Raw genomic sequence first — 24,903 nt, 5'->3', positions numbered from 1 at the left:
TTGCTACTTGATTCTGCACAAAAAATTCACCCGCTTGGTAAAACCAAACGGGTGAATTGAACCGTATATTGCAGTCGAGTCGTGATCAATCACGCTCGCTTGTAGCAAAGCTGATTGCTTCAGCGAAACTTATTTCGCAGGCTCTTCAGCTTTTACACCTTTTTGATATAGAGTGTAGATGTAAATTGGAATATCCAAATCTTCTAAGTGTTTGTAGATGAGTGGACGTACATCTTCCCAATCTAAACCGCCTACACCTGTTGCAAGACGCGGTAACGCCAAGCTTTCAATTTTCTCTTCTTCAATCAACTGTTTTAAGTTTTTCAAAGTGCGGTTGACGTATTCTGTCGATGCTTTACCTGGTTTTGAACCGTTGTCATAAGCCGCTTCCTGAGTCATCAGGTTGACGATGCGTTGACCTTCGGCATTGACCCAAGTCCATTGCTCACCCGCTTTAGGATGGTAAATATGGCAATAGTTGCGGAAGTCTTTATATAGCGCAGGCCAGTGCTCACGCAGACTTAAAGCCAAACCTGTGGCAAAGTTATCGTTAGGGGCAACACCGTGAGCAATCGCACGTGCTTCGCTCAGTAAAATATCTCCAGAAACTTCATAAATCATGAATTTGACTCCTGTTTTTAATGGTCTTGTTAAACTGATCTTCTATATTCATATTAGCCAATCATTGCAGTTTTTCTAGCGGATTTTATAACTACTAAGTCTTTGCAAAGTAATAAAATTTTTTAGAATTTCATGCTATAATTGTATGGGTAAAGCCGCTGAGTATTCTTTAAAATAGCCTTCAAAATTAACCGTCAGAAAAACTCCAATAAAACGGCGGCAAAAAAGTTTATTTACCCTTCTTTTTATCTTAGCACTATTGAGTGAAAATCGCTTGTAAAATGTACAAAAAAGCGTATGATCGGCTTCCCAATTTAATATGGGACATTGGTGAGAGAATAGTCAGGTTGTGCAGAAGCAATTGGCTTGAATTTTCCCTCAACATCTCCATCTATAAAAAGTAGCGACACTGCTCATTTCAATGATCAACCGAAAGGAACAGCGCAATGGCAAAGAAAAAACAGCCTGAGCTTATTCAGCATAACTTTGTGGCCAAGCACATGCACGAGGTCAACAAAAGTCAGGTTTTTGTAGACCGCAAGAAAAATGCCAAACGAGGCTATAGCAAACATAAACAAGGGCGATATTCCGATGATTATCGCCCTTGTTGTTTTTGGAATGAATTGTGCGTTGCTTGAGGCTTAAACTAAGTTTTATGGAGATACGATACGTGTCGCTAGTTTCACCATATCGCCCAAGCCATGGGTTTTAAAATAATATTCCATCAGACTTTTCACCATCAGCGGATTATTCATTTTTAACGCCTGATCTAATAAATGTTGCGCATCGGTCATCGGTACATGACAAATTGCTTTACGCACCCGCAAGATATTACTTGAACTCATCGACAGGGTATTAAAGCCCATTGCCATCAGAATTACCGCAGACAGCGGATCTCCTGCCATTTCGCCACAAACGCTCACAGGCTTGTCATATTTATGACATTCTTTCACCAAGCGGGTTAAGGCGCGCAGTACTGCAGGATGAAAGTGTGAATAGACGTTGGCCACACGCGGATTGTTACGATCCACTGCCAATAAATACTGGGTTAAATCGTTTGATCCTACCGAGAAAAAATCCACCAACGGGGCAAATTCATCAATTTGCAGCAGCACACTCGGTACTTCTACCATAATGCCAATTTTCGGTTTGGTGATTTTAACCTGTTCTTCTTCCTGCACTGCTTGCAAGTCACGATCTAGCAAATACAAGGCTTCTTCAACCTCGCTGACACTGGTGATCATTGGCAGCAAAATATGCAGATTATTCAAACCAATACTGGCTTTGAGCATGGCACGAATTTGCGAAGAAAAAATTTCAGGATGATCTAGCGTGAAGCGAATCCCGCGCCAACCTAAGGCTGAGTTTTCTTCTTCAATTGAGAAGTATGGTAAGTCCTTGTCTGCGCCAATATCTAGCGTACGCATCACCACAGGTTTGTTGGCAAAGTGACTGAGCTGTTGGCGGTAAATGGCACGCTGTTCTTCTTCGCCAGGGAAACGGTCACGCAGCATAAATGGAATTTCAGAACGATATAAACCAACACCTTTAGCACCGCGTTGTACGCCACGCACCACGTCAATCATCAAGCCTGTATTGACATACAATTTTACCGCTACGCCGTCAGGGGTAATGGCATCTTTGGTTTCATATTGCTTGAGGTCTTTGGCAATCTGTTCTTCTTCTTTTTGAATTTCTTTATAGCGTGTCCGCATGCGACGTGGCGGGTTGATAAACACCCGACCTTGGTGCGCATCTACAATCATTTCCACATCGTCTAGGCTGTTGATCGGCAATTCAGTTACGCCAACTACGGTTGGAATACCCAAAGCACGTGCCACAATGACCATGTGAGAATTCATTGCGCCTTCGGTGGTGACAATTGCTGCAATTTTATCGACAGGCAGTTCTACCAAAGCTGCTGTGGAAATTTCTTCGCCAATTAAAATACTTTCATCGGTCAGTTCACGGTGACTGGCATCGGCTTCTTGTAAAGAGGCGAGAATACGACGCCCTAAATCTTTCAGGTCAGAAACACGTTCGCGTAAATAGTCATCTTCCATTTGTGAAAATAGGGCAATGTGATTGTCAATCACAATACGCACCGCACCTTGCGCCCAGTTACCTTCACGAATCAGTTCTTTAATTTCTGCAGGCAGGGCATTTTCATCTAGCATGCGTAGGAACACACTGAATAAAGCGCGTTCTTCAGCCATTAAGGCATCCTGCATTTTGTCATCTAGTGCCTGAATTTCTTGACGCACTGCATCTAGTGCGTTGTCTAGTAATTCTAACTCTTCACTAATGTCTTCAGCTTCACGATCAGGCACAGCCGCCAAATCTGCAGGGGGATACAGAATTACCGCACGACCCAGTGCAATCCCACCTGAACCCGACACGCCCTGAAAGGTTTTGTAGGCAGGCAGGTTGTTGGGTTTGCGGAATACATCAATATTGCCCACGGCATGCGCATGCGCAATGACACCTGAGAGCTGGGCGCAAAGTGTGACTAGAAAGGATTCTGCAGCTTCAGAAAAGTCTTGTTTGTCCTTGTTTTGCACCACAAGAACGCCCATAACTTTACGGCGATACATGACAGGCACGCCAAGGAAAGAATTATAAATTTCCTCGCCTGTTTCAGCCAAATACATGAAGCGTTCGTGTTTAGGTGCGTCGTCTAGGTTGACAATTTCTTCACGTTGTCCGACTAAACCGACCAAACCTTCACTGGTATGTAATGACACATGCCCCACGGACTCAGGATTTAAACCCTTTGATGCCATGAGCAAGTAGCGTTGATTGCGTTCATCTAACAGGTAAATAGAGCAGACATCCACATGCATGGCTTCTGCGACCTGATTGACCATAATATCGAGTGATTCATGCAAACTGGTGGACGCATTGATTTCTTGTACAATGCGTCTAAGGGTATCCAGTTGCATGTTCGACATACGCGCTACTCCATATTCCAATCAATGATTTGAGGTCAGTTTTACACCACAGATGACCCTATAACAATAAGCTAAAAAATCTACATCTTCATGCAAATTTTAAGGTTTTTTCAGGGGCAATTGATTGCACAATTCCACCATCGCTTTACGGTAGACGTCACGTTTAAAATTGACGACCTGACCAAGCGGATACCAGTAACTGACCCATTGCCATTGATCAAATTCGGGTGGGTCTGACAAATTCAGCCGAATATGATGCGCTGACGCTGTCAGTTGCAATAAAAACCACTTCTGTTTTTGACCAATACATACGGGATCTGAATCCGTGCGTATATACCGATGTGGCAAACGATAACGCAGCCAACCCTTAGTTTGCGCGATAACTTGGACGTGTTCGGGCAGTAAGCCAACTTCTTCTCTCAGCTCACGATAAAGTGCCTGTTCAGGGGTTTCTCCATATTGGATACCTCCTTGCGGAAATTGCCATGCATTGTGACCAATGCGTTTTGCCCATAAAACTTGTCCAAACTCGTTTGCCAAAATGATCCCGACATTGGGTCGGAAACCTTCTGAGTCGATCATTTGGCTACCTAAATATTGTTTAATTTATGACTTTGCACTCGGGGATGATGATTTCTTTTCTCCAACTCGAAAACGCAAAGTGTAAATAATGTTAAAATTGCTATGATCTTAACGAATTTCTATCGACTAGCGGAGATAGATTTACAATTTTTTTCTTAAATTTCAGTTTTTACGAGTATTTTCATGAAATTGGCGCTATTTGATCTCGATCACACCTTGTTAAATACTGATTCAGATCATTCTTGGGGTGAGTTTTTGGTAAATGAAGGTTTGGTCGATCCAGTCCGTCATCGCGCCATGAACGACAAGTTTTATGAAGACTATAAGGCAGGGCAGCTCGACCCAATTGCATATAACGAATTTGTATTTGAATTTTTAACTCAGCACAACAATCAATACCTGACCGAATTGCATGAATTATTTATGCAAAAGGTGATTCGTCCGCAAATGCGTCCTGAAGGTTTTAAAGCAATTCAGCGTCATCAAGAATTAGGGCATGAATTGGTGGGCATCACCGCAACTTCTGACTTTATTACAGCACCTATTTTTCGTGAATTTGGCATTACTGAAATTATTGCCACCAATGCGGAAGTAGTCGATGGTAAATATACAGGCAAAGTGATTAACACCGCATGTTACCAAAAAGGCAAATTAGTGCGTTTGGAGCAATGGCTAGAAGGCCGCGATGTGACTGAGTCTTGGGCGTATTCAGATTCCATTAACGACCGTTTCTTGCTGGAATATGCCGATCATGCCATTGCGGTAAACCCAGATGCACGTTTACAGGCTTTGGCGGAAGAGCAAGGGTGGGATGTGCAGGACTGGTCAATTTAAAGCTTAGATTAGTGCAATTGTTGCTGTATCAGGTGTAACTAGTCGCTTGTTTCTGTTTTGTTTTTATTTGCTGCAATGTTGGATTATGTCATTCATTTTTAGAATAGGCATGCTAAGGTAAGACAAGAATTAAAAATGATCAGGAGTGAAAAAATGAGTGGTGTACGCCCAAGAATGACACATTTATTTGAACAACTGGGTTTGGATGCCAGTGAAGCTGCGATTCAGCAATTTATTGAAACGCATCAATTGAATGCAGAAACAACAATTGCCGAGGCAGAATTTTGGACGGAAGCACAGCGTCAGTTTATCGTCGAAAAAATGAAATCGGATGGTTCATGGGCAATTGTGGTAGACCAATTGAATGAATCTTTGCATGAAGATTCGGTGAGTCGTTAAGACTTCACTTGTGTCCAAGTTGAGCCAATAAAAAAACACCCTCAGTACAATCGTGTCTGAGGGTGTTTTTCATTCAAAAGAAACCATTAATCTTTTAGTGTTTCATCATCTCAATCAATTCTAAAACAGCGCGTGATTGCGTCCGTCCCGGATGCCATACCATGCCCAATTGACGGTTCATTTCTAAGTCAATATCTAACTGTTGTAAGTCCTGATTGACCAACGTTTTAGGTAAAACAGACCATCCCAAACCAATTGACACTAACATCCGAATTGATTCTAACGGATTGTTGCTCATGGTAACTTTGGGTTTGACGCCTTGCTTTTCAAATTCTGCCAAAGTGATTTGACTGGTATAAGTTTGCGCGGCAGGCAACAAACTTGGGTAGGCGAGTAAATCGGTCAATTGCAGGTTTTTCTGATGTGCAAGCGGATGAAAAGGCGCAACCACAAACACCAATGGATCATTCCAAATGGTGACATAAGACAGACGTTCATCTAATTTAGGCGGTAAGGTCAGAAAAGCCAGTTCTAAATCGCCCGCCAAAACTTGTTCATGTGCCTGTTCAGAATCGACAAAATGCACATCTAGCGTGACGTTGGGAAATTCTTGCACATATTCACGCAAATGATTGGGTAAATGGTGTAAACCAATATGATGACTGGTACCAATTTTCAGTTTGCCTTGAACCTGTCCTTGCTCATGACTGAGGGTGTGGTGAATATCGCCCAGTTCATTCAGCCAGTTTTTGACTTTGGGCAATAGTGAGTGTGCTGCATGCGTGGCTTGCACTCCACGACCTGCCGATTCAAAGAGTTTCACGCCAAAATAGTCTTCTAGGCTGTGAATGCGTTTGGTCACCGCAGGTTGGGTAATAAATAACTGATCTGCTGCCAAAGAAATAGAACCTGTTTCCATGACTTTTACAAAGGCTTCAAAGGCTGCAAGATTCATTTGAACCATCCATAAAGATTTTTTATTACTGTGCTTATTATTTAGAAAAAATTAGAATTAATCAAAACAAATTCTACTTATTTTGAAACTATGTGTTTGGGATGATCTTGTGGAGATACAGTAGAGATAAAAAAAAGATCATCGTGGGCTGCAACCAAGATGATCTCAAACTGAAATGGAATATTCACAAGCAGAATCTATAAAACCATTAAGCGATAATTTTAGAATCTTGCGTTTGTGCTTTCTTTTCCCAAATCCGCTCGTGAATGAAATACGCAACAGCTTGTACTGTCGGTTCGACCAAACTTAAGGTAATGGCCATCCAAATATTGCCTGTGACTATATAACCGACCACCATCGCCACGGTGATGTGCATGATGTAGTAGCTTAAAGTTTTTTTGAACATGCGTTGATTGTTGGCGACAAATTTTTGAATATAGCTCATGTGAATACTCCTTCTGCTGCTTTGACCGTTTTCTGTGTGGATAGCTAAAGGATAATTATTCTTATTTAATTTGTAAAAACGAATAATTTTGTAATTTTGATTGGAAAATTAGATTTTAATAGAAAGATTATAAGGTCAAAATTTTAAGCATCTATTTGTTTTTGCTTATAGGTAGGTCGTGATGAATCAATAAAAATTATTTTGCTAGAAATTCCTAAAAGTTTTTAAATTAATAAAAATGATAAATTAGATTTATACAAATTCGCGGTTATAATCAAATTAATGAAAAAATTACCCAGTCCAGTGGAGTAGATCTGACATGGCAGGCGAAAACCAACAAGCACAAAATCCAGCTGCAAAAACTTTGTACGACAAATTGTGGGATGATCACTTGGTCACTCAACGTGATGATGGCTCGGCTTTATTGTATATCGACCGTCATTTATTGCATGAAGTGACTTCTCCACAAGCCTTTGAAGGTTTGCAACTTGCAGGACGTAAGCCGTGGCGTTTAAGTGCCAACGTGGCAACGCCTGACCATAACGTACCAACGTCTAAAAAAGAACGTGCGGACGGTATTGCAGGTATTGAAGATGATACTTCACGTATTCAGGTACAAACTTTAGATGACAACTGCAAAACCTTTAATGTGGTGCAGTTTGACATCAACGACATCCGTCAGGGGATTGCACACGTGGTTGGGCCTGAGCAGGGCTTAACTTTGCCAGGTATGACCGTGGTTTGTGGTGACTCACATACAGCGACTCACGGTGCATTTGGTTGTTTGGCACATGGTATTGGTACGTCTGAAGTTGAACACGTATTGGCAACCCAATGCTTAGTTCAAAAGAAAATGAAAAACATGCTAGTGCGTGTAGATGGCAAATTAGGTCAGGGTGTTACACCGAAAGATGTCGTTTTGGCGATCATTGGTAAAATTGGTACTGCAGGCGGTACAGGTCACGCGATTGAGTTCGGTGGTCAAGTGTTCCGCGATATGTCGATTGAAGGCCGTATGACAGTATGTAACATGGCGATTGAAGCAGGCGCGCGCGTGGGTATGGTTGCTGTGGATGACAAAACCATTGAATACGTGAAAGGTCGTAACTATGCACCAAAAGGCGAGCAATGGGATGCTGCAGTTGCTTACTGGAATACTTTACATTCAGACGAAGGTGCACACTTTGACACCGTAGTGGTATTACAAGGTGAAGAAATTGAGCCGCAAGTGTCTTGGGGAACTTCACCTGAAATGGTGATTCCAGTGTCACAAGCCGTACCAACTTTAGAACAGGCGAAAGATGACGTACAGCGCAATGACTGGACGCGTGCTTATCAATATATGGGCTTAACTGCAGGTCAGTCTTTGGCAGATATTCAATTAGACCGCGTATTTATTGGCTCATGCACCAACTCGCGTATTGAAGATATTCGTGCAGCCGCTGAAGTGATTAAAGGTCGTAAAGTTGCAGCAAGCATTAAACAGGCGATGGTGGTTCCGGGTTCTGGTTTAGTTAAGCAACAAGCGGAACAAGAAGGCTTAGACAAAGTGTTTGTAGAAGCAGGCTTTGAATGGCGTGAACCAGGTTGTTCAATGTGCTTGGCAATGAACGCAGACAAATTGCAACCGGGTGAACACTGTGCATCGACTTCAAACCGTAACTTTGAAGGTCGTCAAGGTAACGGTGGTCGTACCCATTTGGTGAGTCCAGCAATGGCAGCTGCGGCAGCAATCGCAGGTCATTTTGTAGACGTACGTTCATTCTAAGTTATGCCTTCATCCCAGCCTTCTCTCAGAGAGATGGCGTTCCCTCTCGCTATAGCAGAGGGCAAGGGAGAGGTTACGGATTCAGTGAGAATTAAACATGAAAAAATATACCGTTGAACAAGGTATCGTTGCACCATTAGACCGTGCCAATGTCGATACAGACTTAATCATTCCAAAACAGTTTTTGAAATCTATCAAACGTACAGGTTTTGGCGATAACTTATTTGATGAATTGCGTTATTTAGATGAAGGTTATCCGGGTCAGGACAACTCAAAACGTCCGATTAATACTGAGTTTGTATTGAATCAGCCGCGTTATCAGGGTGCTTCAATCTTAATTTCACGTGCCAACTTTGGTTGTGGTTCAAGCCGTGAGCACGCACCTTGGGCATTGAATGAATATGGTTTCCGTACCGTTATTGCACCAAGCTTTGCCGACATTTTCTTCAATAACTGCTTTAAAAACGGCATGTTGCCTGTGATCTTGTCTGAAGAGCAGGTCGAGCAATTATTTAAAGAATGTGCGGCGACTGAAGGCTATCAATTAACCATCGACTTAGACGCGCAAGAAGTACGCACACCAAGCGGTACGGCATTTAAATTTGAAGTAGATCCATTCCGTAAGCACTGTTTATTGAATGGTTTGGATGATATTGGCTTAACATTACAAGCAGCCGATGACATTCGTGCTTATGAAGAGAAAACCAAGCAGTCGCGTCCGTGGGTTTTTGCCGAAATTCAGGCATAAATTCGCTGAAATTTGTCATAGCATCGCTGCCTAACTCTTGCTAACATCGGCACATAATAATTTTTATATTTTGTATCTAACAGGTGAGGTTGGGCGCGAACAATGACTAAAATTTTCGGTCGGCTTGCTGTCATTGGATTATGTATCACCACGCTAAGCGCATGCCAAACGTGGAATACAGCACGCATTAAACAGGTGAAAGAAACTGAACAAAGCAAATCCAATGCACTGATTTACTGTGCGGGTACAGATGATTGTGAGTTTGAGCGTTTAAATACGGTCACAATTTTCGATGCAGAAAAACATCGTGTTACACGTGCTGCCATTCAGGAGGGTTTGGTACGTTTACAGGAATCATCCTTAAATAAATCCAATGCCTTGTATTTATCTGTACCGCCTAAACAACATGAATTGGTGATTCGCTTTTATCCCATTTCTAAAGATCGTGCAGAAAAACTGCATGTAATTCATAAGTTTAATGCCAAGCAAAAATATACCTTTAGAATGTATCGTGATCGAAGTCGTACTAAAGGCAGCTTATTAAATGTGTCTGCGCCAGATCCTTTATGTGTAGATTTGGTGCAAAACAACAAAACCATTCGACGTTTTTGCAAACCCTACAATGTCTTAAATGGCTTGGGTGAGTTTGTAGAACAAAAAATTTAATCCCACAGTCTTTGACTGTCATGAACAATGGAAACTCTCATGTCAAAACATATTTTGATTTTAGCTGGTGACGGCATTGGTCCAGAAATTGTGAAAGCTGCTGAACAAGTGCTGACACGTGTCAATGAAAAATTCAATTTGGGTTTGACTTGGGAACAAGGTTTATTGGGTGGTTCTGCAATTGATGCACATGGCGAACCGTACCCAGCAGTGACATCTGAGCAAGCGAAAAAAGCCGATGCAATTTTATTGGGTGCAGTTGGTGGTCCAAAATGGGACAACATTGAGCGTTCAATCCGTCCAGAGCGTGGCTTATTAAAATTGCGTTCAGAACTCAATTTATTTGCTAACTTACGTCCTGCAATTTTGTATCCACAATTGGCAGATGCTTCAAGCTTAAAACCTGAAATCGTATCAGGCTTAGATATCTTAATCGTGCGTGAATTGACAGGTGGTATCTATTTCGGTCAGCCACGTGGTATCCGTGAATTAGAAAATGGTGAAAAACAAGGTTTTAATACCGACGTATATGCTGAGTCAGAAATCAAACGCATTGCAAAAGTAGCGTTTGAAATGGCGAAATTGCGTGGCGGTAAAGTATGTTCGGTGGATAAAGCCAACGTACTGGAAGTGACTGAATTGTGGAAGCAAACCGTGACTCAGTTACATGCAGAACAGTACCCAGAAATCAACTTGTCGCACATGTATGTCGATAACGCAGCGATGCAATTGGTACGCGCGCCAAAACAATTTGACGTATTGGTGACAGGTAACTTGTTTGGTGACATCTTGTCTGATGAAGCTGCGATGTTGACAGGTTCTATTGGTATGTTGCCATCTGCGTCTTTAGACGAAAACGGTAAAGGGATGTATGAGCCTTGCCATGGTTCAGCGCCAGATATCGCAGGTCAAAACTTGGCAAACCCATTGGCAACCATTCTTTCTGTGGCAATGATGTTACGTTACACCTTCCGCGAAGAAGCGGCAGCAAAAGCCATTGAAGATGCAGTAGGCAATGTATTAGATCAAGGTTTACGTACTGCCGATATTATGTCTGAAGGCATGAATAAAGTTGGTACTGTTGAAATGGGTCAAGCAGTCGTTACGGCACTCAACTAAAAATTTAAGCGATTTAACCTATCGCTTACAGCTCAAAATCAAATCATTAAACGCAGTCTTCGGGCTGCGTTTTTTTATTGGTTTTGTACTTTCAGAGTGTTTTAGCTAGGAGACTTAACAGCGTTGTCCCGAAACATACACTGCGGTAGCAATACCCTGCTGTAGGCGAAAATACAAATCACAAGTCAGTGCAACATCGTAACTTTCATGACTCGGGATACCGATATTTAACGGAACAGCACCAATACCTGTAGTGGGATGCTGCGCCATAGGGATCGGAACACGTACAGGACGAATGATACGGTAATGTAGCAATTGAGGGGTAGCTTGAGCTGTACCAAGCTGTTGATAGCCAATTTGGCTTAATTGCAAATGGGTCAGGATATATTGGCTAGATTGACCAATAAATTGCTGTAAATACGCATCGCGGTTTAAAGTGGAATGCGGTGGATTACTACTACACGCCACTAAACTGAGCGCAAAAAGACCTGTTATACAAGCAACGCAGGATCGAAATAACATGCTTTTTCTCCCTTGCTCAAAACTTTATTGTAGAAGGCAATGCAAGAAAAGAATGTGGTGATTCGATAAGCGGCGGGGACGAATTAAAGGCTAAACAGAATTTTTTTAAGTGAACGTAAAAAAGCCACTCCGAAAGTGGCTTTAGCTTACTCTAAAACTTAGCGTGCGCGGTAAGTGATGCGACCCTTGGTTAAGTCGTAAGGTGTCATTTCAACTTTCACACTGTCGCCTGTTAAAATACGAATATAGTGTTTACGCATTTTACCAGAAATGTGAGCAATCACTTCATGACCGTTTTCTAAACGTACACGAAACATAGTATTAGGAAGCGTTTCGGTGACAACGCCTTCGAACTCGATGAGTTCCTCTTTATTGGCCATAGCCTACCTGAGTATCAAATTGGAAAGGCGCAAATTATAGGCAATTTTTCTGAAAAAAACAAGATGCTTTACCCTATACACAGCGCATCTGTTAGTAAAATAAGCGAATCATCGGTTTATACTTTTTCTGTAAAAATGGGCTTGGGTAGGTTGTCAGTTCGGTCAATCGCAGTTAATCTAATTTCAATCTTTTTAAGTATAAATGAAGTACATACAAGGAAGGTTTTTGCGTGGGTCAGCTAACTGATGCATCGGTTGTATTGCGTTTAGGCTACCAAGCGATTCGTCGTGCGGGGTTGCCAACCGAAGATATTTTAACAAAAGCAGGTGTGGCCTTAAATCAGGTCGAAGCCAATGAACGTACGCCTTTAAATGCACAATATGCGTTTTGGGTTGCGGCTGAGGAAGTCAGTAAAGACCCTGATATTGGTTTACATCTGGGGGAGCATTTGCCACTTTATCGCGGGCAAGTGATTGAACATTTGTTTATTTCTTCAGAAAACTTTGGTGAAGGCCTAAAACGTGCTTTGGCTTATCAACGCCTGATTAGTGATGCTTTTGATGCCAAATTGGTGGTGGAAGATGGACGCTGCTATTTAACCAATGGCGTGCAGCCGTGGTCAGAAAATATCGTCAATCGTCATTTTTCTGAATGCGCCATGTCGGGTGTTTTACGCTTCTTTAAATTCATTACCGAAGGTCGTTTTCAGCCTATTTATATTGACTTTAACTTTAGTGATGGTGCTGCAGATGATGAATATTTCCGTGTCTTTGAATGTCCTGTGAGTTTGGGGCAGAAAGAAACGCGTTTGTATTTTGATCCGAGTATTTTGGATTATCCACTGTGGCAGGCAGAACCTGAGTTATTGCAATTACACGAACAGTTGGCATTGGAAAAGCTGCAGGAGCTGGCGCGTTATGACTTGGTTGGTGAAGTACGCCGTGCCATTGGTTCAACTTTAGAAAGCGGTGAAACGACATTGGAAACAGTAGCGGCGCAATTGAATATCACGCCACGCCGTTTGCGTACCCAATTGAGCGAAGCCAATACCAGTTTTCAGCAAATTCTGTCCGATTATCGCTGTCGTCTGGCTAAACGATTATTATCGAATACCAATGAAAGCGTGGAGCGGATTGTGTACTTAACGGGTTTTTCAGAGCCAAGTACGTTCTATCGTGCCTTTAAACGCTGGACCAATGAAACCCCAGTGGAATATAGAAAGCGCAAGCAGCGTTAAGTTTGAAAATTTAAAACCTTTCCTAAACAGAATCCCCCTAAATCCCCCTTTTTCAAAGGGGGACTTTCGTTTTAAAGCCTCGAAATGGAGCTCCTCTCTTTGGAAAAGGGAGGTCGGAAGGGATTAAATTATTCCGGCATATTTAACCAATGTGGCCCTAAGGGAACTTTCGGTAAATCAAACTGTTCAGGATAGTGTGCCTGAATAAAATACAAGCCATCGGGTGGGGCGGTAATTCCTGCTGCTTTACGGTCTTGAGCTGCAAAAATTTGGTCAATATGTGCAATGTCATATAAACCTTGTCCAATCTCCAATAGACAACCCATGATATTGCGAACCATGTGATGCAAAAAACCATCGGCTTGAATATCTAACACTAAATAATTGCCGTGACGAATTAAGCGGCAATGGCTGACATGACGGATAGGCTGATTGGACTGACACGCTGCGGCACGAAAGCTTTCAAAATTATGTGTCCCTTCAAATTTCTGCGCAGCCGCAATCATTTTATCGACATCTAAGGGATAATAAGCGTGAGTGACTTGTTTGTGCAGCAAGGCAGGGCGTTGTGGATTGTTATACACGACATAGCGATAACGCCGTGCCTGAGCCTTAAAACGAGCATGGAAGTCCATATCCATCGTTTTAATCCATTGAATTGCAATGTCTTTGGGTAGTTGGCTGTTGGCACCCATCAACCAACCGCGTTCAGGGCGAATGGCATGCGTATCAAAATGTGCCACCATATTGGTTGCATGCACGCCTGCATCGGTACGTCCTGCACCATGTAAAATAATGGGTTCATCGGCAATTTTGCTCAGAACTTTTTCAATGGTTTCCTGCACACTAGGTACGCCTGCTTGCTGGGTTTGCCAACCCCGATACCGAATGCCACAAAACTCAATTCCGATTGCAAAACGCTGCATAATCACCTCAAATCACACTGAAGACTGCCAATGCGCATACCACTGTGCAAGGCTGTCGTATTGTAAATACATTTTTAAGGCTTTGGCATAAAGATCTGCGTGACTTTGGCAATCACTGATTAAAATTTTACTGTCCTGTAACCACTGGCTGATCGCATAGCGTTGTTGCATGCCACCAAAAGTGACTTGGGTGGTGAGAATCACGGCACATTGTTGAGCTTGTAAGGCCTGAATTAACTCAATCACTTCGGCATTGACGGCCATATTGCCTGTACCATAACTCTGTAAAATGAGGCAGTGTGGTGGCTGTTGCTGTAAGGCTTTTAAATTATCGACCAAAGCGGAAATGGCAATTGGCTGTAACATCCAGTTCAGGCAGTTAAAGTGCTGGGCTTTTTCAATATGTTGAGTGCTAATGTTGAATGCTGGCTCATTCTGCGATTTGTTCTCCGTGTAAACCAAAGCAGACTGACCTGTAAATGCATTTAACTCGGTGGTGTGTTGTTTCAGTGCCGTTGCGGCATGAATCAGTTGCTGATGGAAGGCCAGATATACTCCCTGAGTCACTTGATGAATCTGTTGTAAAGCAAAATTTAGGTTGTCCAAGGCATCACTAAATTCACGGGTATCTGTGCCTTGTGCATTGAGTAAGGGATATTGGCTACCCGTGAGAATGACATGGGTACTTTGCGCTAAAAAACGTGCCAAGACTGCGCTGGCATAGCTGAGGGTGTCGGTGCCATGTAAAATAACGAAATGTTGAAAATCATCGTGTTGTAATTTTTGAATATATTGAATGAGCTGTAACCAGTCTGCGGCTGTGCAGGCACTACTGTCTTTAATGACAGGGGCAACAAAGCATTCAATCTCTAAATTTAGGGGTAAGACCTGTGCCAAGCGTGGCAGAAATTGCTCCGCAGGCATTGGGCTTAGTGGTTCACCGACACAGCCAAAAGTGCCGCCCATATAGATTAACGCAATTTTTTTCATCATAAAAAAAGCAGCCAAGAATGACTGCTTTATCTTAATCTGATTTGAATTAAGAAGCGATTTGATTCAGTAACTGATCGGCACGTTGGCGTTGTTCAGCAGAATAATTTGCGCCTTGTTCGCTAAGTAAAGCTTTCGCAGCATCATAAGCGCCCAATTCCACATATTGGCTCGCTAAGTCTAAGTTCAACTGAATTTCATCCACTTGAGATAAGTCTGGGAATGATTTCACCAATGGATCATTCAGATCAACATCTGTGCTGACAACGGTTGCAGCAGGTTCAAGTGCAATACTTGGTGCAGCAATGATTTCTGGTTCAGTTGTAGGTTGAAGATTGGTTTCCGCAGCAGGCGTATTGTCAAATGTGAAATTAAAATCAGGTGTTGCAGGTTCAGTTTTTGCTTCAACAGTCGCAGGGGTTTCTGTTGTTGAAAAGTCAAAGTCTAAACTTGGGGCTTCAGTTGTAGCAGGTGCATTTGCTGGTGTTTCAGATGCTACTATTTCAGTTTTATTCGGTTCTAAATCAAAAGAAAACTCAAGCGGTTGGGCTGCTTCTGTAGCACTTGTACTTGGCTCAGGAGTAATTGCGGGTGTTTCAGTTTTCTCTGTTGCTGGTGCAGTATCTACAGAAAAATTAAAGTCTAAAGCAGCAGGTTCTGCTTTTACTTCAGGCTCAGCTGCTTTTTCTACAGGTGCAGCAGCAGGGCTGAAATTTAACGATGAGGTATCAAATTCTAAAGCTGCTTCAGGTGCTGCTGTTTTATTTGAAGTTAGTTCGTGCTGTAACTGGTCAAAAGAAGAGCTATCAGAAGAGATATCATCTTTTGATTGTATGAGGGCATCAAAATCAGCAGTTGATTTTTGTTCAACAGGAGCCGATTCTAAATCCGCTGGAGTCGTTGGTTGAAAATCAATCCCATCAATTGCTTTGTTGTTTTGCTCATCAAATACTTGTTTTTGAGCTTCTGCTTGAACCAAAATATCATCAAGGCCCAAAGCGCGTATATGATTGAGTAATTGATCAATCGCAAACTCATCTTTTTGCTGTAAATGAATGTCGAGCAAGAATAAATACAGACCGTGTAAAGAATTATCACGTTTTAAGGCCTGGTTGATCTGTGCTTCCGCAGCAAAGAAATTGCGTTCCTTAATCAGATTTTCAATATTTGTCTGAATTTTAACAGGTACAGGGGTAGAGTGTTGTGGAGTTGGAACAACCTCTTCAACCACCACCGATTTCTGGGCAACTTTTTTGGTAGTTGTGGTTTTCTTGGCACTGGTTTTGGCTGGCGCTGCTGTTTTCTTGTTGCTTGGTTCGGCTTCTTTACTTGCTTCACGCTTTTTCAAGAAAATTGCGATCACCAGTAATAAAATAAACGGAATCACATAAATCAGCATGTTTATACCCCTTGAGGATGTGGTCCCTGTTTGACCTTATCCCAAAAAAATCATTGTGTGTAACATTTAGTGTTTTGGCTTATTTGCGGCTTGTTGTTTTTGCAATTGTTGTTGCAGTTCAGCAAGGCGCGCGTTGAGTAATTGAATTCTGTGATCCTTCTGACGTAATGCCAATTCTAATTCTGTTACGTTTCTCTGTAATTTAACGGTTTTCTCACGGGATGTCATAACTTTTAATGACAAGTCACCCGAAGTTTGTGTGGATTGTGTGTTCTTCTTGGCAGAACCGTGGGTGGAGTCCTGTTGATTCTCTGCCACGAGGCTCATTTCTGCTTGATTTAAACGATATTTGGCTTTGCCTGATTGTGGTGTACTGGCCGTTTCTGGTTTTGGAATTGCGGCTTTTTTCTCTGTTTTAGAGTTAGCTTGTGCATGTAAATTTAAGGTCGCACCACGACGCAAACGATTGGCATCGCCTTGAATAAAAGCATGCTCATTATTGGCTTTAATTTGCTGCATCACTTCAGCAACAGGGCGGTTATTTTCACCCGCAATGCGTGAGGCAATTGCCCATAATGATTCATTCGATTGCACCACGTGTTGGGTATTGACTGCAGGCATGGCTGTGGCAGGGCTTGGTTTAGCCTGTGCAGCCGCTGTTTGTGCAGGCTTTTTCACGGCAGCAGCAGGCTGAGTTTGTGCCAGTTGCTTCGTGCGTTGCTGTTCAGCAAATTTTTGTACCAATGGATCAGCCGATTGTTGTGCAGTGACTGACGTAGTCGCTGTAGATGCTGTCGGTGTTGGGTTGTTATTTGTTTTTGCTGGCGCTGCTTTTGGAGCAGCAACAGTCGTATTTTCACTCGCTGCGCTACGGCTTGGCGCAGTTTGAATCACTGTTACTGCTTGATGGTTTAACGCAGGCGGTGTATTGCGTTTAATGGTTAGCGGTGCTTCAAAAGCCTGTTGTTCAATTGCTTTGGGTGTTTCAACCTGATAGGCCGTACTTACAGGTAAATTTAAAGCAATATCTTGCTCATTGACAATCATAACAGGCATTAAAGCTTGTTCATTGCTACGTTGCATAGCGGCCAATGGCGCAGGTGCACTGCGTTTTAATGGGGTGCGAATATGTTGCAGGCGGGTTGCATTGCCTTCTTTAATTTTGACCACAATATTCAACTCAGACTCGGTTAACGGTCGAGATGAGGTAATGGTGATAACCCCTGTACCATTGCTGTTACGACGTGTAAAAAAGTTAAGATGACCAGGCGGACGGTGACTCGCACCAATCGACATCAGATCTTCTGCCGTAGCTAAACTGACATCAATCGCTTCATTCACATTCGATTGACGAAAGTTGATTTCGGCATAGAGCAATTCCCCAGTTGTTGACTGAATTTGAATCGGGTCAACATTCATTGCATACATTTGCTGTGAAGCCAAAATAGATAAAATGGCGATCTTTAATTTGTTATATACAGTCATCTTAATTGTTAGCTCGGTCATTTATCGCAAGGCGAAAAGGATAGAGTAGCGAGTTGTATGTCGATTGTAAAATATTAACACGTTGATTACATAAAAAAGCCAGTCAAATTTGACTGGCTTGTTGAGTTTGATCACAGAATCCAAAATGATTCAGTGCTCAAGACGAGGCTTAAGCATTTTTGTAATCAATTAAGATGCGTAACATGCGACGTAATGGCTCTGCTGCACCCCAAAGTAATTGGTCACCTACAGTGAATGCACCAAGGTACTCTTTACCCATGTTCATTTTGCGTAAACGACCAACAGGTACTGTTAAAGTCCCTGTAACTGCAACTGGGGTAAGATCGGTCATTGATGCTTCGCGTGTATTTGGTACCACTTTTGCCCATTGGCTTGATTGACGAATCATATCTTCAATTTCGTTCAATGGAACGTCTTTTTTCAGCTTCAATGTGATTGCCTGAGAGTGACAACGCATTGCACCAATACGTACACAGTGACCATCAATAGGAACAATCTGCTGATTGCCTAAAATCTTGTTGGTTTCAACCTGACCTTTCCATTCTTCTTTTGACTGACCGCTTTCAAGCTGTTTGTCGATATATGGAATGAGAGAACCCGCTAAAGGCACACCAAAGTTTGCCGATGGGAAACCTTCGCCACGTTGTAATTCGGCAATTTTAGAGTCGATGTCTAAAATTGGTGAACGTGGGTCATCCAACAAGTCTTTGGTGTTGTTATACAAGTAGCCCATGCCTGTGATCAGCTCACGCATGTTTTGCGCACCTGCACCAGAAGCTGCTTGATAGGTCATTGAAGTTGCCCATTCCACCAAATTGTTTTGGAATAATGAACCCAAGCCCATCAACATGAGTGAAACAGTACAGTTACCGCCCACAAATGTTTTGGTGCCATTCACCAAGCCATCTTTAATGACATTCATGTTGACTGGATCAAGTACGATAATCGCTTCATCATCCATACGCAGGGTAGATGCAGCATCAATCCAGTAACCATTCCAACCTTCAGCTTTAAGCTTCGGGAAAACGGCAGAAGTGTAATCACCACCTTGACAGGTAATAATGACATCCATTTGCTTCAGACTTTCAATATCTGTTGCATCCATAAGTGCTGGGGCAGTCTTACCACCAAACGCTGGTGCTTCACCGCCAGCATTACTGGTAGAGAAATAGAATGGCTCAAAATGAGCAAAATCATTTTCTTCAACCATACGTTGCATAAGGACGGAACCCACCATCCCGCGCCAACCGACCAGACCTACTTTCATGTCACTTTGCCTCGGTGCGTTAAAAAACAATAAAGGAATATAAGTCTATCAAAAGGGGACGCAACTGCAAGCATTACATGAACAAAACATGAGTATTATTGAGTGAAATCTCTTGTTTGTGTTACATACAAAATTGATAACTTTGGTTTTCATGTAAAAACGACAAAAAATACAAAAGAGTAAAGCAAGATGATTTGGGTAGAAGGGCTTGCAATATTAGTCATTTGGTTAAGTTTTTGGTCACTGATTCCGCGTGATGAATGGTGGATTCGGGGCGCAGATTTTCCACGTTTACAGATCTTGGTTTTGGGCATCATTGCCTTTGTTTTGCTACTGATTTGGGAGCAGGCGTGGGATGTGTCTAGCCAAGTGATTTTAATTGGGCTGATTGCGGCTTTGGCTTATCAGCTCAAAATGGTCTTGCCCTATACCTTGCTGTGGAAAAAACAGGTCAAACAAGTCCGTCCAGAACAACTAAATCCTGAAAAACAAATCTCATTAATCGTGTCCAATGTTCTGACACCGAATCAGAAATATCATCTGTTGATTGAACATATTCAAGCTTTAAAACCAGATTTAGTGTTGACCTTAGAATCTGACTTGGCATGGCAGCAAGCCTTGTCTGTGATTGAAGTCGATTATCCTTATCGGGTTGCTGCACCTTTAGATAATTTATATGGCATGCATTTATATAGCCGTTTGCCATTACAAGACACTGAGATCAAATTTATTCTCAGTGATGAAATTCCATCCATTCATACCAGTGTGATTTTGCCTTCGGGGCAGCCTGTACAGTTGTATTGTTTGCATCCCAAACCACCAAGTCCTACCGAGGCCAAAGATTCAACTTTGCGTGATGCGGAGTTACTCATCGTGGGCGATCAAATTAAAGATTTAGATGAAAGCTGTATCGTAATGGGCGATTTAAACGATGTGGCATGGTCACGTACGACACGATTGTTTCAGCGGATTAGTGGCCTGCTTGATCCACGCGTTGGGCGGCACTATATCAATACCTTTCATGCCGATTATCCTTTACTGCGTTGGTCGTTAGACCATGTTTTTCATAGTACAGACTTTGCATTGGTGGATATGCAGCGTTTGGCGCATATCGGTTCAGACCATTTTCCTGTGTATGTGGTATTGCAAACTGGGCGGGTGTTTGATCGAATTCAGGAAGAGCTGCCCCAAACTGATGCCGATGAGCAGGAAGCACAACAGGCGATTCAGGACGGGATTGAAAAAGCAGAGCAAGAAGAAAAACTGGTGACCGATGAAATTGCACAACCGTATAAAGCACAGGATAAATCGGTTTAGAAATTAAACGAAAAGTGTACGAAATGGCTTACACGGATTTAGGCACATGACGCATGGTTTATTCTGACTGATCTAGTTAAGATTAATTCATCAGCACAAGGACTCGGGAACGGAATATCCCATTAAGGAAGACGACGCTGATGGGTGAACATCAAGGATATGATGTAGGTAAGGAACGCCACACAATAAAATAACAATAAGTTTTGAAAGCACAACCTCATGAGCCCGAGTTTTACAGGATGTAGAACTCGGGCGATGATTTTTTAGGGGGTTAATTTATTACTTTGGATGCTATTTTTATTACTGTACCACCACCTGGGACAACAGTACTTGCCAGTTCTGCACTTAACTCAACCAGATTATCTCGAGTAAATGCTTGATCAAAAGTATTTTTGAACCAGTTCCCGTTTTCAATAATTTCACCCGTTAGTCCATCAACCTCAATGACTCCAATTTTATCTGCAGCTGACCAATGATATTCAAAAGCATACACTGGTCTGAAGTAGAGATGTAAGGACGTAATTTCTTCAAAGTCATCTTCAATATTTGAAGCATTAACGACTTGATTTTGTAACTCTGAGCGAACTAAGCCAGTCAGTGAATCTAGGGATAGTAGGGGTTGTAAAACATTTTCTACAGTGACGGAGTCGACTTCTTCATGGGCAAATTTTTTTATATAATCTATAAAAACATTTGATTTTAACTCTCGTTTTAAACCATCTAAATGGGTAGAGTATTCAATCACTCTATGGCATTTTTCAATCACTTGAACATCTATTTTGGCTTTATCTTGTTGGCGCATGACAGGATAAAGCTGTTCACTTTGCCCATTGTTTATGACGATAGTTACAGCGTTTGGGTTGTGTACGGGAACTGGATAGGTAACAGAGCAATTATAATTTATAGTTCTTTTACTCGCTACAAACCAAAATGGTTCGTAGCGTAAGATTTGATTACTGAGCAGTACAGTTTCTTCTGTTGGGCGTTTCAGAGGATTAAACTTAGCAAACATTCCAAAAGCATTTAGTTTCTTTTTCTCCGCTTGTTGTTTTGCTGCCTCAAACTCAAAAATTTTCTTAAAGACAAAAATTTTATGATTTTCTTGTCGTACTTCTAATTTGGACATTTGAACCCTCTAGAATAAAAACTAAAACTGGAGGTTAATAGATATAGTCTAAAAAATAACTAAATAATTATTTTATAACAAAATATTTTTAGTTCTACTTAAGGATGTAAGAATATTTAATACAAGCTTAAAGATCTACATGATTAGTAGATCTTAGGATAACCTTCAGGACGCGTTTTAAACCGACGATGAAACCACATATATTGGGTAGGAGCGATCCGTAATTGCTGCTCAATAATGAAATTGGTGCGCGTTGCATCTGCAACTTCATCTGCGCTTGGGAAATCCAGCAGTTCAGGTTCAATCAAGACTTTATATTGAGGGTTGGAAAGCTCACCTGTACGGTAAAAATATAACGGAATTGCTGCGGCTTTGGTCATTTTAAGTAAACGACGATGCGCTGTAACTGTCGCAGCAGGCACGCCAAAAAATGGCGCCATAACACCTTGTTTTAAACCAAAGTCCTGATCTGGGCTATACCAAATGGCACGACCATTTTTTAAGTGGCGGATTAAACCACGCATGTCATCGTGGTCAATTTGATGACCGTAAATGGTGGCGCGACAACGGTAAATCAGCATGTCCAGTAAGGGATTGTTTTGTGGACGATAGACCACATCGGGGTCAAAATATTGCGCACAGACATAGCCGCCTGCATCTAGCAGAGTAGAATGTGTACCTAACAATAAAACCCCGCGACCATCTGCTTGGGCTTGCTGAATATGTTCTAAACCTTCAACCTGAGTACGTCCTTTAAACCACTGTGGACAGTACCACGCATTTAAGGTTTCAAATACGCCCAGCATTTGATCAACAAAGACTTGGCGAGCATTTTCTTGTACTTCAGCCTCGCTCCATTCAGGAAAACACACTTCCAAATTGCGTAACGTAGTTACGCGACGTGACTTCATGCTGTTAAAGGCAAGATTGCCTAAAAGCTGCGCCAAACGATACTGAATCGCCCACGGCAAAATGGCTAAAATCATCAGGAAGACAATGCCAATCCAGATGCCCCAATATTTTGGCAACAAGAAAGACCATTGAAATTCGCCTGGTTGATATTCAGTGTGTTGACTCATAATGACCGTGTAAAGTGTTGTATCGTTGCAGTTTAGCACGAACCGATTTTAAAATTTAAAAGCATCCGTCCAATGGGAAAGATGCTTAAAACGGTTTTGCGAAGTCTTTCAGGACAAGCGTAGACGAAGTGTCAATAGACCCTAGTTACCATTCGCCAAGTTTTCCAGTTCGTCCCAACGCTCCAGTTTTTCCAGCAGTTCTTCATCAATTTCAGCCAAACGCTGTGAGGCTTTGGTGGCTGCATTGGCATCTGTTACAAACCAAGAACCATCCGCCAGTTTTTCAGCCAATTCGGTTTGTTCCTGTTCCAGTGCTTCAATTTCACCTGGCAACTGCTCTAAAGCACGTTGATCTTTGTAGCTCAATTTTACTTTTTTAGCCGTTGGTGCTGCTGCAGCCGCTTCGGCTTTGGCAACGGCTTTTTTAACATCACTTTTTTGATCAACCACAGTTTGGTCTGGGCGTTGCTGTAAATAGTCCTGATAGCCGCCAATATATTCATCAATATTGCCTTTGCCATCAAATACCCAAGTTGAAGTCACCACGTTGTCCATAAAGGCACGGTCGTGTGAAATCAGCAATAAGGTGCCTTTATAGTCGCTGAGCATTTCCTCAAGCAATTCTAAAGTGACCATATCCAAGTCGTTGGTCGGCTCATCCATCACTATCAGGTTAGATGGTTTGAGTAATAATTTTGCCAGTAAAATACGGTTGCGTTCACCGCCAGACAAGGCTTTAACAGGCGTGCGCGCACGTTCTGGTGAGAATAAAAAGTCTTGTAAATAACTATAGATATGACGACGTTGTCCGTTCACATCAACAAAATCTGAACCTTCAGACACGTTATCTTTGACCGACTTTTCCAAATCCAAGACGTTACGCAATTGGTCAAAATAGGCAATTTCCAGTTGTGTTCCTGTTTTGACAGAGCCGCCATGCTCAATTTCACCTAAAATGGCTTTAATCAGAGTGGTTTTACCGACACCGTTATCACCAACTAAACCAATACGGTCGCCACGTAATACCAATGTTGAAAAGTCTTTGATAATTGGAGCTTGATTGCCAAAGGCCACTTGTAAATGTTCAATATCAAAGACCAGTTTGCCTGAGCGATTGGCTTCCTGCGCTGCCATATTGACTTTGCCTTGTTGGAAGCGACGTGCTTTTGATTCTTCACGTAAGGCTTTTAAGGCACGCACACGTCCTTCGTTGCGGGTACGACGTGCTTTAATGCCTTGACGAATCCATGCTTCTTCTTCGGCCAGTTTTTTATCAAACAGCGCATTTTGTTTTTCTTCGGCTTCTAGTTGCTGCGCCTTTAAATCTAAATAACGTGAATAGTTACCTTCGTAGCTGCGTAATACACCACGATCTAACTCGACAATGCGGGTGGCGATACTATCGACAAAAGCACGGTCATGCGAAATAAACAGTAGAGTTAAATTATTTTGATCGAGTAGGAATTTTTCTAGCCATTCAATACTTTCCACATCTAAGTGGTTGGTCGGCTCATCTAGCAACAATACGTCAGGTTGGGTGAGTAGGGCACGTGCCAACAACACACGACGTTTACGTCCACCCGATAAATCGGCCAAGTCGGCATTTGGATCAAGTCCCATTTTACTTAAAATGGCATTGACCTTATTTTCTAGCGCCCAGCCATCAAGCTGATCTAGCTTGTGTTGCAAGTTCCCCATACGGTCACAGGCATCCATATCGCCCAATACACAGGCATCACTGGCTTCGTGATAGGCTTTTAATACTGCAGCAGCTTCACCTGCACCATCGGCCACAATATCGGCGACTTTGCCTGAATCCATGGGTACATCTTGCGCCAACATGGCAATGGTGATGCCATTTTGAATGGACACTTCACCTGCATCGGGCAGTAAACTTCCTTCAATCAGTTTAAGTAGAGTAGACTTACCTTCTCCATTACGGCCAATCAAACACACTCGTTCGCCACGTTCTAGGTTAAAATTCGCGCCGTCGAGCAAGGCAGGTCCACCAAATGCAAGTTGGACATCCCTTAAAGTAATATAGGCCATAGTGTTTCCTAAAAAA

At 42.3% G+C, this 24,903-nt stretch carries 24 protein-coding genes; 9 read left to right on the top strand and 15 right to left on the bottom strand.

The window, feature by feature from the left end; all coding sequences use genetic code 11:
• Window positions 1-129: 129 nt before the first annotated feature.
• Window positions 130-621, bottom strand: a complete 492-nt coding sequence (locus tag FTV52_RS00340; protein ID WP_004976080.1) for a macro domain-containing protein — start codon at window positions 619-621, stop codon at window positions 130-132.
• A gap of 446 nt (window positions 622-1,067) precedes the next feature.
• Here FTV52_RS00340 and FTV52_RS00335 point away from each other — a divergent pair, with 446 nt between their 5' ends.
• The gene (locus tag FTV52_RS00335; protein ID WP_179989459.1) at window positions 1,068-1,259 is read left to right on the top strand and encodes a hypothetical protein; all 192 of its coding nucleotides are present in this window, start codon (window positions 1,068-1,070) and stop codon (window positions 1,257-1,259) included.
• A 15-nt stretch (window positions 1,260-1,274) separates the two neighbouring features.
• Here FTV52_RS00335 and ptsP read toward each other — a convergent pair whose 3' ends face one another.
• Both ptsP and FTV52_RS00325 read right to left on the bottom strand, forming a co-directional pair.
• The gene (gene ptsP, locus FTV52_RS00330; RefSeq protein WP_154321075.1) at window positions 1,275-3,572 is read right to left on the bottom strand and encodes a phosphoenolpyruvate--protein phosphotransferase; all 2,298 of its coding nucleotides are present in this window, start codon (window positions 3,570-3,572) and stop codon (window positions 1,275-1,277) included.
• 99 nt (window positions 3,573-3,671) lie between these two features.
• Complete coding sequence (locus FTV52_RS00325) at window positions 3,672-4,154, bottom strand: RNA pyrophosphohydrolase (protein ID WP_004976084.1); 483 nt, start codon at window positions 4,152-4,154, stop codon at window positions 3,672-3,674.
• Between the two features lie 183 nt (window positions 4,155-4,337).
• On the opposite strand from FTV52_RS00325, the gene FTV52_RS00320 reads away from it, so the two are divergent.
• A complete protein-coding gene (locus FTV52_RS00320) occupies window positions 4,338-4,988 on the top strand; it encodes an HAD family phosphatase (RefSeq protein ID WP_179989457.1) in 651 nt (216 codons plus the stop codon).
• 153 nt (window positions 4,989-5,141) lie between these two features.
• A complete protein-coding gene (locus FTV52_RS00315; protein WP_004976087.1) occupies window positions 5,142-5,387 on the top strand; it encodes a DUF2789 family protein in 246 nt (81 codons plus the stop codon).
• A gap of 94 nt (window positions 5,388-5,481) precedes the next feature.
• Here FTV52_RS00315 and FTV52_RS00310 read toward each other — a convergent pair whose 3' ends face one another.
• Window positions 5,482-6,342, bottom strand: a complete 861-nt coding sequence (locus FTV52_RS00310) for a LysR family transcriptional regulator (RefSeq protein WP_136144730.1) — start codon at window positions 6,340-6,342, stop codon at window positions 5,482-5,484.
• A gap of 208 nt (window positions 6,343-6,550) precedes the next feature.
• Entirely contained in the window at window positions 6,551-6,787 is a 237-nt protein-coding gene (locus FTV52_RS00305; RefSeq protein ID WP_131261057.1) for a DUF2061 domain-containing protein, read from the bottom strand.
• Window positions 6,788-7,106: 319 nt separating this feature from the next.
• Between FTV52_RS00305 and leuC the strand changes: the two genes are divergently transcribed.
• The 4 genes from leuC (at window position 7,107) to leuB (ending at window position 11,088) form a co-directional block, all read left to right on the top strand.
• A complete protein-coding gene (gene leuC / locus FTV52_RS00300; RefSeq protein WP_004976092.1) occupies window positions 7,107-8,555 on the top strand; it encodes a 3-isopropylmalate dehydratase large subunit in 1,449 nt (482 codons plus the stop codon).
• Window positions 8,556-8,652: 97 nt separating this feature from the next.
• Window positions 8,653-9,303: a 3-isopropylmalate dehydratase small subunit gene (gene leuD / locus FTV52_RS00295; RefSeq protein ID WP_004976094.1), complete on the top strand. Its 651-nt coding sequence runs from the start codon at window positions 8,653-8,655 to the stop codon at window positions 9,301-9,303.
• A 102-nt stretch (window positions 9,304-9,405) separates the two neighbouring features.
• Window positions 9,406-9,969: a hypothetical protein gene (locus tag FTV52_RS00290; RefSeq protein WP_096902841.1), complete on the top strand. Its 564-nt coding sequence runs from the start codon at window positions 9,406-9,408 to the stop codon at window positions 9,967-9,969.
• A 39-nt stretch (window positions 9,970-10,008) separates the two neighbouring features.
• Window positions 10,009-11,088 carry a 3-isopropylmalate dehydrogenase gene (gene leuB / locus FTV52_RS00285; protein WP_004976098.1) on the top strand — a complete coding sequence of 360 codons (1,080 nt, stop codon included), beginning with the start codon at window positions 10,009-10,011 and terminating at the stop codon, window positions 11,086-11,088.
• Window positions 11,089-11,202: 114 nt separating this feature from the next.
• On the opposite strand, the gene FTV52_RS00280 is transcribed toward leuB, so the two are convergent.
• Together FTV52_RS00280 and infA are read right to left on the bottom strand one after the other, a co-directional pair.
• Entirely contained in the window at window positions 11,203-11,610 is a 408-nt protein-coding gene (locus FTV52_RS00280; protein ID WP_004976100.1) for a hypothetical protein, read from the bottom strand.
• Between the two features lie 158 nt (window positions 11,611-11,768).
• Window positions 11,769-11,990, bottom strand: coding sequence for a translation initiation factor IF-1 (gene infA / locus FTV52_RS00275; RefSeq protein ID WP_001284370.1), 222 nt, complete (start codon window positions 11,988-11,990; stop codon window positions 11,769-11,771).
• Between the two features lie 230 nt (window positions 11,991-12,220).
• Between infA and FTV52_RS00270 the strand changes: the two genes are divergently transcribed.
• Complete coding sequence (locus FTV52_RS00270) at window positions 12,221-13,228, top strand: AraC family transcriptional regulator (protein ID WP_004976104.1); 1,008 nt, start codon at window positions 12,221-12,223, stop codon at window positions 13,226-13,228.
• A gap of 128 nt (window positions 13,229-13,356) precedes the next feature.
• Here FTV52_RS00270 and truA read toward each other — a convergent pair whose 3' ends face one another.
• The 5 genes from truA to asd all read right to left on the bottom strand — a co-directional run bounded on the left by truA (window position 13,357) and on the right by asd (window position 19,316).
• Window positions 13,357-14,154 (bottom strand): tRNA pseudouridine(38-40) synthase TruA, encoded by a 798-nt coding sequence (gene truA / locus FTV52_RS00265; RefSeq protein ID WP_179989454.1) that lies wholly within the window; start codon window positions 14,152-14,154, stop codon window positions 13,357-13,359.
• 12 nt (window positions 14,155-14,166) lie between these two features.
• On the bottom strand, window positions 14,167-15,147 hold the full coding sequence (locus FTV52_RS00260) for an asparaginase (RefSeq protein WP_004976109.1): 981 nt from the start codon (window positions 15,145-15,147) through the stop codon (window positions 14,167-14,169).
• 46 nt (window positions 15,148-15,193) lie between these two features.
• Window positions 15,194-16,543 carry a fimbrial protein FimV gene (locus tag FTV52_RS00255; RefSeq protein ID WP_179989452.1) on the bottom strand — a complete coding sequence of 450 codons (1,350 nt, stop codon included), beginning with the start codon at window positions 16,541-16,543 and terminating at the stop codon, window positions 15,194-15,196.
• Between the two features lie 66 nt (window positions 16,544-16,609).
• Entirely contained in the window at window positions 16,610-18,028 is a 1,419-nt protein-coding gene (locus FTV52_RS00250) for a FimV family protein (protein ID WP_228153767.1), read from the bottom strand.
• A 169-nt stretch (window positions 18,029-18,197) separates the two neighbouring features.
• The gene (asd, locus tag FTV52_RS00245) at window positions 18,198-19,316 is read right to left on the bottom strand and encodes an aspartate-semialdehyde dehydrogenase (protein WP_004976115.1); all 1,119 of its coding nucleotides are present in this window, start codon (window positions 19,314-19,316) and stop codon (window positions 18,198-18,200) included.
• Between the two features lie 189 nt (window positions 19,317-19,505).
• Here asd and FTV52_RS00240 point away from each other — a divergent pair, with 189 nt between their 5' ends.
• Complete coding sequence (locus FTV52_RS00240; RefSeq protein WP_179989450.1) at window positions 19,506-20,633, top strand: endonuclease/exonuclease/phosphatase family protein; 1,128 nt, start codon at window positions 19,506-19,508, stop codon at window positions 20,631-20,633.
• A 271-nt stretch (window positions 20,634-20,904) separates the two neighbouring features.
• On the opposite strand, the gene FTV52_RS00235 is transcribed toward FTV52_RS00240, so the two are convergent.
• The 3 genes from FTV52_RS00235 to FTV52_RS00225 form a co-directional block, all read right to left on the bottom strand.
• Window positions 20,905-21,759, bottom strand: coding sequence for a hypothetical protein (locus FTV52_RS00235; RefSeq protein ID WP_179989448.1), 855 nt, complete (start codon window positions 21,757-21,759; stop codon window positions 20,905-20,907).
• A 143-nt stretch (window positions 21,760-21,902) separates the two neighbouring features.
• On the bottom strand, window positions 21,903-22,838 hold the full coding sequence (locus FTV52_RS00230; protein WP_179989446.1) for a lauroyl acyltransferase: 936 nt from the start codon (window positions 22,836-22,838) through the stop codon (window positions 21,903-21,905).
• A 141-nt stretch (window positions 22,839-22,979) separates the two neighbouring features.
• The gene (locus FTV52_RS00225) at window positions 22,980-24,887 is read right to left on the bottom strand and encodes an ATP-binding cassette domain-containing protein (RefSeq protein WP_004976119.1); all 1,908 of its coding nucleotides are present in this window, start codon (window positions 24,885-24,887) and stop codon (window positions 22,980-22,982) included.
• Window positions 24,888-24,903 lie beyond the last annotated feature (16 nt).

It is taken from the genome of Acinetobacter sp. YH1901141 (genome assembly GCF_013416935.1).
Taxonomy (GTDB): Bacteria; Pseudomonadota; Gammaproteobacteria; order Pseudomonadales; family Moraxellaceae; genus Acinetobacter; species Acinetobacter towneri.
This window is presented reverse-complemented; position numbering and strand designations above follow the sequence as displayed.

Bases quoted from the DNA above. Each gene is read 5' to 3' on its own strand.
- FTV52_RS00340 (WP_004976080.1), bottom strand. From the start codon at position 621: ATGATTTATGAAGTTTCTGGAGATATTTTACTGAGCGAAGCACGTGCG.
- FTV52_RS00335 (WP_179989459.1), top strand. From the start codon at position 1,068: ATGGCAAAGAAAAAACAGCCTGAGCTTATTCAGCATAACTTTGTGGCC.
- ptsP (WP_154321075.1), bottom strand. From the start codon at position 3,572: ATGTCGAACATGCAACTGGATACCCTTAGACGCATTGTACAAGAAATC.
- FTV52_RS00325 (WP_004976084.1), bottom strand. From the start codon at position 4,154: ATGATCGACTCAGAAGGTTTCCGACCCAATGTCGGGATCATTTTGGCA.
- FTV52_RS00320 (WP_179989457.1), top strand. From the start codon at position 4,338: ATGAAATTGGCGCTATTTGATCTCGATCACACCTTGTTAAATACTGAT.
- FTV52_RS00315 (WP_004976087.1), top strand. From the start codon at position 5,142: ATGAGTGGTGTACGCCCAAGAATGACACATTTATTTGAACAACTGGGT.
- FTV52_RS00310 (WP_136144730.1), bottom strand. From the start codon at position 6,342: ATGAATCTTGCAGCCTTTGAAGCCTTTGTAAAAGTCATGGAAACAGGT.
- FTV52_RS00305 (WP_131261057.1), bottom strand. From the start codon at position 6,787: ATGAGCTATATTCAAAAATTTGTCGCCAACAATCAACGCATGTTCAAA.
- leuC (WP_004976092.1), top strand. From the start codon at position 7,107: ATGGCAGGCGAAAACCAACAAGCACAAAATCCAGCTGCAAAAACTTTG.
- leuD (WP_004976094.1), top strand. From the start codon at position 8,653: ATGAAAAAATATACCGTTGAACAAGGTATCGTTGCACCATTAGACCGT.
- FTV52_RS00290 (WP_096902841.1), top strand. From the start codon at position 9,406: ATGACTAAAATTTTCGGTCGGCTTGCTGTCATTGGATTATGTATCACC.
- leuB (WP_004976098.1), top strand. From the start codon at position 10,009: ATGTCAAAACATATTTTGATTTTAGCTGGTGACGGCATTGGTCCAGAA.
- FTV52_RS00280 (WP_004976100.1), bottom strand. From the start codon at position 11,610: ATGTTATTTCGATCCTGCGTTGCTTGTATAACAGGTCTTTTTGCGCTC.
- infA (WP_001284370.1), bottom strand. From the start codon at position 11,990: ATGGCCAATAAAGAGGAACTCATCGAGTTCGAAGGCGTTGTCACCGAA.
- truA (WP_179989454.1), bottom strand. From the start codon at position 14,154: ATGCAGCGTTTTGCAATCGGAATTGAGTTTTGTGGCATTCGGTATCGG.
- FTV52_RS00260 (WP_004976109.1), bottom strand. From the start codon at position 15,147: ATGATGAAAAAAATTGCGTTAATCTATATGGGCGGCACTTTTGGCTGT.
- FTV52_RS00255 (WP_179989452.1), bottom strand. From the start codon at position 16,543: ATGCTGATTTATGTGATTCCGTTTATTTTATTACTGGTGATCGCAATT.
- FTV52_RS00250 (WP_228153767.1), bottom strand. From the start codon at position 18,028: ATGACTGTATATAACAAATTAAAGATCGCCATTTTATCTATTTTGGCT.
- asd (WP_004976115.1), bottom strand. From the start codon at position 19,316: ATGAAAGTAGGTCTGGTCGGTTGGCGCGGGATGGTGGGTTCCGTCCTT.
- FTV52_RS00240 (WP_179989450.1), top strand. From the start codon at position 19,506: ATGATTTGGGTAGAAGGGCTTGCAATATTAGTCATTTGGTTAAGTTTT.
- FTV52_RS00235 (WP_179989448.1), bottom strand. From the start codon at position 21,759: ATGTCCAAATTAGAAGTACGACAAGAAAATCATAAAATTTTTGTCTTT.
- FTV52_RS00230 (WP_179989446.1), bottom strand. From the start codon at position 22,838: ATGAGTCAACACACTGAATATCAACCAGGCGAATTTCAATGGTCTTTC.
- FTV52_RS00225 (WP_004976119.1), bottom strand. From the start codon at position 24,887: ATGGCCTATATTACTTTAAGGGATGTCCAACTTGCATTTGGTGGACCT.